Source organism: Bacillus sp. 522_BSPC (assembly GCF_001076885.1).
In the GTDB taxonomy this organism is placed as follows: Bacteria; Bacillota; Bacilli; order Bacillales; family Cytobacillaceae; genus Niallia; species Niallia hominis.
Genome location: NZ_JVDT01000211.1, coordinates 1 through 8,564 on the forward strand (window position 1 = coordinate 1; position 8,564 = coordinate 8,564).

General features: G+C 35.9%; 5 protein-coding genes. 1 reads left to right on the forward strand and 4 read right to left on the reverse strand.

The genetic code is table 11. The features are described from left to right. Positions 1 to 163: 163 nt before the first annotated feature. Positions 164 to 1,525, forward strand: coding sequence for an IS4 family transposase (locus ADJ83_RS17480; RefSeq protein WP_048717268.1), 1,362 nt, complete (start codon positions 164 to 166; stop codon positions 1,523 to 1,525). 135 nt (positions 1,526 to 1,660) lie between these two features. Here ADJ83_RS17480 and ADJ83_RS17485 read toward each other — a convergent pair whose 3' ends face one another. The 4 genes from ADJ83_RS17485 to ADJ83_RS17500 form a co-directional block, all read right to left on the reverse strand. After that, positions 1,661 to 2,080 carry a DUF4181 domain-containing protein gene (locus ADJ83_RS17485; protein ID WP_031536389.1) on the reverse strand — a complete coding sequence of 140 codons (420 nt, stop codon included), beginning with the start codon at positions 2,078 to 2,080 and terminating at the stop codon, positions 1,661 to 1,663. Positions 2,081 to 2,312: 232 nt separating this feature from the next. Further along, complete coding sequence (locus ADJ83_RS17490) at positions 2,313 to 3,329, reverse strand: threonine aldolase family protein (RefSeq protein ID WP_031536386.1); 1,017 nt, start codon at positions 3,327 to 3,329, stop codon at positions 2,313 to 2,315. Between the two features lie 271 nt (positions 3,330 to 3,600). Beyond that, a complete protein-coding gene (safA, locus tag ADJ83_RS17495; protein WP_048718538.1) occupies positions 3,601 to 4,200 on the reverse strand; it encodes a SafA/ExsA family spore coat assembly protein in 600 nt (199 codons plus the stop codon). Between the two features lie 143 nt (positions 4,201 to 4,343). Further along, the gene (locus tag ADJ83_RS17500) at positions 4,344 to 7,760 is read right to left on the reverse strand and encodes a pullulanase (RefSeq protein ID WP_053094379.1); all 3,417 of its coding nucleotides are present in this window, start codon (positions 7,758 to 7,760) and stop codon (positions 4,344 to 4,346) included. Between the last annotated feature and the right edge of the window lie 804 nt (positions 7,761 to 8,564).

The window sequence follows — 8,564 nt, forward strand, 5'->3', positions numbered from 1 at the left end:
AACTTTCGCACCAAAAAAATAAGTGCAAATCGTTAGTTGTATTGCGTCTATGGTCTATTAAATATGTTGCTTGACAGTGTTTAATAAAATGAAATAACACCTCATTCTTTGGTATAGTGTAATTGTAGAGAAAACACTACCATACAGAAGAGGTGCTCCCTATATGATAGACCAAAATAGCCAAAACAATCAACTACCAAAAGAACTTAATTCGGTTTTTTCTGAGCTTGAAATGAATAAACACCTGCGCCAAGCAGGAATTAAAAAATCCTTCGGTTTCAGCTGTTCCTACTTATTTCAGCTTGTTTTCTGTTTGATTTTCCAGCACAAAAATTGGTTTTCACTTCTTGATTCAAAGAAAGCCGATCAGTTTCCAGCCAAAGATGCCGTCTATCGCTTTTTAAACCAATCAACTTTTAATTGGCGCCGTTTCTTACTACTGTTGAGCATTTTTACTATTCAAAAGGTGACTCGCCTTACGAATAAAGAGCGTCCAAAAGTACTGATTATCGATGATTCTGCGTATGACCGAAATCGTAGTAAAAAGGTAGAGCTTCTCGCTCGTTGTTTTGATCATGCTTCCCTGAAAATGCGTTTCTTTAAGGGGTTTCGTATGCTCACTTTGGGCTGGTCAGATGGCTATACATTTATGCCAATTGACTTTTCTTTAGTCAGTTCAAAAAAGTCTCAAATCAATGGTATCTCTGAAAAAATTGATAAACGTACTTGTGGATACAAGCGTCGAGAAAATGCATTACAAACTGAGCCTGAACAAGTTCCTGACATGATTAAACGTGCATTAGCCAATGGGATAGATGCAAGTTATGTCCTTATGGATTCTTGGTTTACATTGCCACCACTTGTAAAGTCTATTGTGGATCAAGGATTAGACGTAATTGGTATGGTCAAAGAAACAAAACAACGTTATAACGTAAACGGGGAGATGGTTTCTTTAAAGCAACTATACCGCCTAGCTGGACCCATTCAATCCAAGAAAGGAATTCTTCGTTCCATCCATACGATCATGGCTAATGGAACACCAATTAAAGTGGTATTCATTCAAAACAGAAATAAGAAAAGCGACTGGCTTGCCATCCTCAGCACAGACTGCACTCTTTCAGAACAGGAGATCGTCCGAATCTATGGAATGCGCTGGGATATCGAGGTATTCTTTAAGGCGGCCAAATCTCTTTTGAAACTTGAAAAAGAATTCCAAAGCCGTTCATATGACGCGCTTATTTGCCATACAACGATTGTGTTTTCTCGTTTTATCGTTCTGTCGTGGCAGAATCGCTGTAATACCGATCAACGCACAATAGGTGGTCTGTTTTACGAATTATGCGATGAAGTAAATGAACTTGATTGGGCTGTCGCATTACAGCAATTGATCGAGCTTCTTCAAGATGCACTTAAACAAACGAATAAGAAAATCAAAAAAATAATTCAAAGTCAACTTGAACAGTGGATCGCTGGCCTTCCTAATTATATCAAGGCTTATTTGCCGATATCACTCTGCGAAAGTTGAGTCTATTATATTAAGAATAAATCAGTCGGCAGTTTTCCACATAGAAGGAATGTTTATAACTCGCCTTTAAAGCGTAAAACACTCCTCCGCTTTAATTCCTATTCCAAGTACTAGTCTTTTTCCTTGTACTACATATTATCCGAGCCATGATGTTGTAGCTATCCACACAATTCCACTGAACAATAGGAGTAGAAAACCAAGTTGAAGAAATGTAAATAGCGATTCTTTGCGATTGTCCAAATACTTCCACTCCATTAAGGCACGTGTAAGTCCTGAAACAGTAATGAAAAGAAGCAATACAAAATAGGGCTGCAAATACCACAGTTTATAAGCATAATTTATTATAAAGGCTATAAATAAAAGGAACATGAAAGCAATTCTTATACACCAATCGATTCGTTCGTGCACTTTATTTATATGGTTATAAGAGAAAAACTTTCGTCTTGGTAATTTCAATATTTTTCTAGCAACTAAATCAATTAGGTAACTAGCTATAAAAAAGACAAATAATATGATCAATAATTTCAACCAAAAAATTCCTTCGAATTCGTACATAGCTCGTTTTCCTTTCTCCGTTATTTTTATGTAAATATATACGAACTATAAGGTAAAAGGTTCCATCGATCTATATCTTTTTAGCACTATATATTCACTTAGGATTAATTTTGGATTATATCTTTTTACGGTTGAATCATAGATACATTTTTCTCCGGACTAAAATATGGCATACCGATTTCTATTGTCGGTATGCCATAGAAAAACTAAATTTTTGATTTTTTAACAAGCTTTATTTTAATTCCTTAATAAAAGCTTCAACTTCCTCCTCATTTGTTGCCCATGAAGTAACAAGTCGAATCGCAAAATGATCATTATCGACTTTTCCCCAAATATTGAATTGGTAATTCTTCTGCAGCTCGGCAATCATTTCATTAGAAAAAATCGGGAATACTTGATTGGTAGAAGATTGCGTTAAAAACTGATAGCCTTTCTCTGCCAATGCTATGTTTAGTCTGTCTGCCATCTTATTAGCATGCTCCGCTAATTCGAAGAAAAGATTGTCTTTAAATAGTTCATAAAATTGGATTCCTAGAACTCTCCCTTTAGCTAGCATCGCTCCCTTTTGCTTTATATGGTAACGAAAATCTTCCTTCAAGGAATCATTCTTTATCACAAGAGCTTCTCCCATTAATGCTCCATTTTTTGTTCCACCGATATAAAAAGCATCTAATAATTCTGGAAAATCACTTAAATCTAGATCATTATCCTTTGCACATAGTGCAGATCCTAATCGTGCGCCATCCATATAAAAAATTAAATTATTTTTTTGACAAAACGCACTTAATAGTTCAAGTTCTTGTTTGGAATAAATGGTTCCAATTTCTGTTGAGTTAGATATGTATACTAGCCTTGGCTTAACCATATGTTCATCTGTATGTTCATCCAGCACCTTTTGCAGCAGATCTGGTGTTAGCTTTCCATTTTCCGTATCAACTGTTAAAACTTTATGCCCTGTTGCTTCTATCGCCCCTGTTTCGTGGACAAAAATATGTCCAGTGGAAGCTGCAATTGCTGCTTCATGTGGTCTTAAAAAGGCAGAGATTGCAATGAGATTTGTTTGTGTTCCACCGACTAAGAGATGAACATCTACCTCATCACTTTTCATTTTTTCTTTTAATACTTCCACCGCTTTGTTTGTAAAGGAATCCTGTCCATACCCTATTTCTTGTTGTAAATTGGATTCTACCAATGCTTGGAGAATTCTTGGATGTGCGCCTTCACTATAATCATTGTTAAAACTATACATGGACATAACCTCCTTTTTTTTAAAATATTCTCTCATAAAAAGATTCTCCTTGTCACTAGTTGTATTTTTCTTTTAATTAAAATATGTTTTACCAAAAAAACAAATTCTTATAGATTTACGATAGACGCAGATGAAAGATGGAAAGTATTTACGACGCGAACTCTTGAAGCCAGAACTAAGAAAAAAAGCAAGTGTGAGCTTAAGCAAAGCTTTCGATAGCAAAAAAAGGGATTGCCCCTTAGATCTTAAGGTGTAACCCCTTCTTTCTTACTTATTTCGATATAAACATCTGTGTCCAATAGTTTCCGCTTTGGTAATAGCCTACTCCTATTTGTGTGAAACTTTTGCTTAAGATATTTGCTCGGTGACCACTTGAATTCATCCATGCTTGTACGACTGCTTGTGCACTTGTTTGTCCTTGAGCAATATTCTCTCCAGCTGATTTGTAGCTGATTCCATATGCTTTCATCATATCAAATGGTGATCCGTATGTTGGACTTGTATGGCTGAAATATTTCTTTTGTGCCATATCCATTGATTTGTCTCTAGCTACTCGGGATAATTCCCAGTTTTCCGTTAATGCTGGAAGTCCATTTTTTTGACGCTCAATATTACAAAGTCTAATGACTTCACGTTCTACTGTTTTAATAGAATCAATATTGGGAATCGTTAATTTTTGATTAGGATAAATTAAGCTTGGGTTTGAAATCTGCGGGTTTGCATCAATAATTTTCCGTAAGCCGATTTGATATTTCACAGCAATTTTCCACATCGAATCTCCGCTTTTTACTGTATATGTATCAGCGATTACCATCGTTGGAAGTGTAACTAAACATATAAATAAACTAAACATTGCCATAAATTTTTTCATTTTTCTTTCACCTCCTTCTGAGTAATAAGTTGCGCACAAAATTTTGTTCTTATCCTTTCTTTCTATGATTTTTTGATTTTTTTCAAAAAAAAGCAGAAATCAGATTTTACACATAAAATCCTGACTTCTGCTCTTATTTCACATTAGTGTATTTGTTTTTTTCTACGAAGGATAAGAGAAAGACTTACTCCAGTAACTAAAAGAATAGTACCAATCAACAGATATGTTCCATTATTTGTTGCTGTATTTGGCAATGAATTTTCGGAATTTCCATCGTTATATACTTCCTTTTCATTTGCTGCTTTTTCGTCGCTACCAGCATTGACTTCCTTTTCAGCTATAACTGGATCTTCGTCCTTTTCAGCCGGATTTTCTGGTGTAACTGGATCTGTTGACTCACCTGGCGTTTCTGGCTTAGTTGGCTCAGTAGCATTATTATCCGGCTTTTCTTCTGTTTCTTTCTCATCTTTTATAACAACTGTAGTTAACGGCTCAAGTGTTATTTTGTCAGACGCTAATGTAAAGCCACTTTTCTCTGAAACAGCATCTTTGCCAGCTTCATCATCGTCCACTAGCACTTTATAGCTTGTTAAGTCCTCCTTTAATGTTAGCTCTCTTGATTTTGTATCACCATTCATAAATACATAGTAGCTTCCCGTATTATCTGTTGACTCATTTTTATATGCAATTACAAGATCTTCTTCTTGTATTTCTTTCGCTTCTATTAATGTCACATTAGAATCTACTAGACTCTTTTCCCCTAAACGAAATGCATTTGTTGATTTTCTTAATTCAATCAATCCTTTTGTATATTCGACTGTTTCATCATTCACTGCATATTCTTCCTTATTTGTTGCTTTTGTCCAATCAAACATATTGATTGCATCAGAAGAATCATACGAATCATGGATAAAATAGCCAAAGGCGTTACCATTTTCATCGGTGAATTCATCATATTTTTGCTCTGGAATTCCTTTACCTAGCCATTGCTTTGTTCTTCCATATTCCTGGCCAGCATGTAAGAAAGCCGTTCCTTGAGATGTTAAAATCAACGAGTTTCCAAGACGAATACGTTTATGAATTTCCAGATCATTAGCTGGAATGGACGGATCTTTTTTCAATGCTTTCGCAATAATATCATATAATGGTAAATTATCATGTGCTTCAATATATTGCACTATGTCCCCTGGATCATCTGCCGGAGTATTGGATGGCTGTGCTTTAATATTGTTGAAAATCGTTTGAATATTACGAGCTCCTCCCGTAATAAAGCGCGGCTCCCCTTCTGATCCAAACCCTGACTTTAACTCATTTCTCATTTCATCGGAGAAAACACCAACATTATCTGTCTTATCCATCCAGTCTTGATCCGCACCTTTTCCTGCTAAAGATGAATCTGCTAGTTGTCCAGAAAAGGTCCTCCAGCCTTCCCCGATAAATAATGCATCAGGATTGATAGCTGCTGCTGCATCATAAGCATTTTGCACAGCTTCATAGGTCGCATCCCCCATCATATCCCATCTCATACCATCAATTTTAAATTCAGTAAACCAGTATTTTACCGAATCAATCATTAGCTTTTCCGCCATTTTGTGATTTGTTGCCAAGTTATTCCCAAACCCTCCGACAAATTTGCCATTGCTGTCCTGGAAAAAATAATAATCTGGCACAATATCATTTAATAGACTCGCATTGGACATATGGGTATAAACGACATCTAGTATGACTCCCATTCCGGCATCATGAATGGCATTTATTAACTCCTTTAATTCTTTAATACGCTGCTCAGGGTCTTTCGGATTTTCAGAATATGCACCATCTGGAGAGAAATAGTTATGTGGGTCATAGCCCCAATTGTATTCATTTCCTGCTGAAGAATACTCTAATTCTCTGTCCCCCATTTTTGTCTCATCCCCCCAATACCATGCCATTACTGGAAGTAACTGAACATGCGTGACACCAAGGGATTTAATATAATCTAGCTTATCAATAAATGCCTTATAGGTACCCCATCGACCATTTAAATCTGTTTCAATTGTCGGATCAGAAGTAAAGTCACGAATATGCGCTTCCCAAATGATTGCATCTTCTCGTTTTTCATAGCCATTAATATTCGCACTATTAAAGTTTGCTGGGTTTGTTTGACTTAGATCAACAATTGCTGCCTTACCAACTGTATCACCATCGCTGCCAACCTTTCCTTCTGTGTTCACAGTAAAAGCAGCCATTGATTTAGCATAAGGATCTAAAACTTTTGATATTTTCCCGTCATTTGTTACTTCATATTGGTAGTAATATCCTCTTACATTGTTAATCCCCAGCTCTTTTGCCTCTGCTTCCACGCTCCAAACACCTTTGTCACCTTGTACTAAATCTAAACTACCAATTTTCTTAGCAGCATCATTTTTATCATAAAAAACAGCTGTAACTTTAGTTGATTTCGGCGCCCATAATTTTAATGTTGCATTTCCATTATGATAAGTAGCCCCTAAATCGTCTCCCTCATAGAAATAATTTTCATCTAACATTTTCCATCCAGATTTTACCATCACGTTTCTTCCTTGATAAGAAATCGTAAACGGTCCCATTTCTGCGTCAAAAACTCCTGTCACTTCCACCATTGTTTCATTCGTAATTTTCACGCCATCAAAAGCAATCGCTTCTTGATTCTTGTCCACAATAGATAGGTCTTTCACTAATGATTCATCTGTAAGACCTTTTGTACTAGAAAAAATTAATTGAATTGCTTTATCAGACAATAACTCACCAGATACCAAATCAGTTGGCGTTTCCCAATATGGAGAAATATAGACATTATCATCATCATTCTTTATCCATAAATGGTCATATTCTTCAAGTAATGCAAACCCTTTGTCCCCGCCAATTTTTTCCCCATTTTCTCGGTTCACAATAAGAAATCCAATTTTTTGTGAATCTTCCTTCACCTTAACATCAACATAGCTGCCATAGCGATCTGTTTTTTCAAATGCAAGCGCATCTATTGGCCAATTAGCAGATGGAGATTCTACATCTTCCCATAACCATAAACCTAGCTTATCGTAAGTTTGATCATCTCGTTGATAGTGAATTCTTACTGTATTCTCAGGCAAATTAACTGGTTCAAATAGATTTACCGTATCCGATCCTTCCTTTATCCATATTTCATTCAATGACGGATTGGTTAAGGGAACAACCTTGTCCCCGCCCTTCTTCTCTCCATTTGTTCTGTTTACGACTAGAAATCCTACCTTTTTTGCATCTTCTTTCAAAGGAATATCAATATATGTACCATACTCATCTTGTTGTTCTTTTTCAAAAGCCACAGCGCCTTGTGGCCAATTCGCAGTTGGAGATTCTACATCATCCCACAGCCATAATCCTAGATCTTGATAGTTATTATCCTTGTTTTGATAGTGTATTCTTAATGTGTGTTCAGGTATGTCTTTGCCATCTGCATTCTCTGCTTTTACACTCGATTGATCGAACGCAAATCCTCTTGTGGTTAACACAAGGACAAATACAGTTAGAATAATGAGCAATTTCCTTAACCATTGGTTCATTCCCTTTCCTCCTATTCAAAAATATAAGCAACCTGTTCATTTAAAAATTTATATTCCTAAAAATAGTTGCTTGCGTAACAAAACATTTACCTGTAAAATAAGCTACCGACAAAAGTAAACGCTTTCTTTCTATGTGCGATTATAAATATAGTAGATTAAGAGTGTCAATGATCCTTTTAATTGTTCACGGTAACAGAATTTTCAGTTAGAAACATACAGGCATTCAGACTTATTAAATATACATAAAAAGGAAGACTTAGATAGGGATTAAATCTAAATGATAGAAGGGGTACAATAACTAATTAATCGTTTTTGTTTACGACTTTAGAAAGACATCATGGGGATTGGATACGTTTTGTTTTGGCTGATATCCATGCCACATTGGCTGATTTATCTTTGTTTTGGCTGATATCTATGCTCCGTTGGCTGATTTATTTTTATTTTGGCTGATATCTATGCCACGTTGGCTGATTTATCTTTATTTCGGCTGATATCTATGCCACGTTGGCTGATTTATCTTTATTTTGGCTGATATCTATGCTCCGTTGGCTGATTTATCTTTGTTTTGGCTGATATATATGCTCGGTTGGCTGATTTATCTTTGTTTTGGCTGATATCTATGCCACGTTGGCTGATTTATTTTTGTTTTGGCTGATATCTATGCTCGGTTGGCTGATTTATCTTTGTTTTGGCTGATATCTATGCTCGGTTGGCTGATTTATTTTTGTTTTGGCTGATATCTATGCCCGGTTGGCTGATTTATCTTTGTTTTGGCTGATATTTATGCTCAGTTGGCTGATTTAT

Bases quoted from the DNA above. Each gene is read 5' to 3' on its own strand.
- ADJ83_RS17480 (WP_048717268.1), top strand. From the start codon at position 164: ATGATAGACCAAAATAGCCAAAACAATCAACTACCAAAAGAACTTAAT.
- ADJ83_RS17485 (WP_031536389.1), bottom strand. From the start codon at position 2,080: ATGTACGAATTCGAAGGAATTTTTTGGTTGAAATTATTGATCATATTA.
- ADJ83_RS17490 (WP_031536386.1), bottom strand. From the start codon at position 3,329: ATGTATAGTTTTAACAATGATTATAGTGAAGGCGCACATCCAAGAATT.
- safA (WP_048718538.1), bottom strand. From the start codon at position 4,200: ATGAAAAAATTTATGGCAATGTTTAGTTTATTTATATGTTTAGTTACA.
- ADJ83_RS17500 (WP_053094379.1), bottom strand. From the start codon at position 7,760: ATGAACCAATGGTTAAGGAAATTGCTCATTATTCTAACTGTATTTGTC.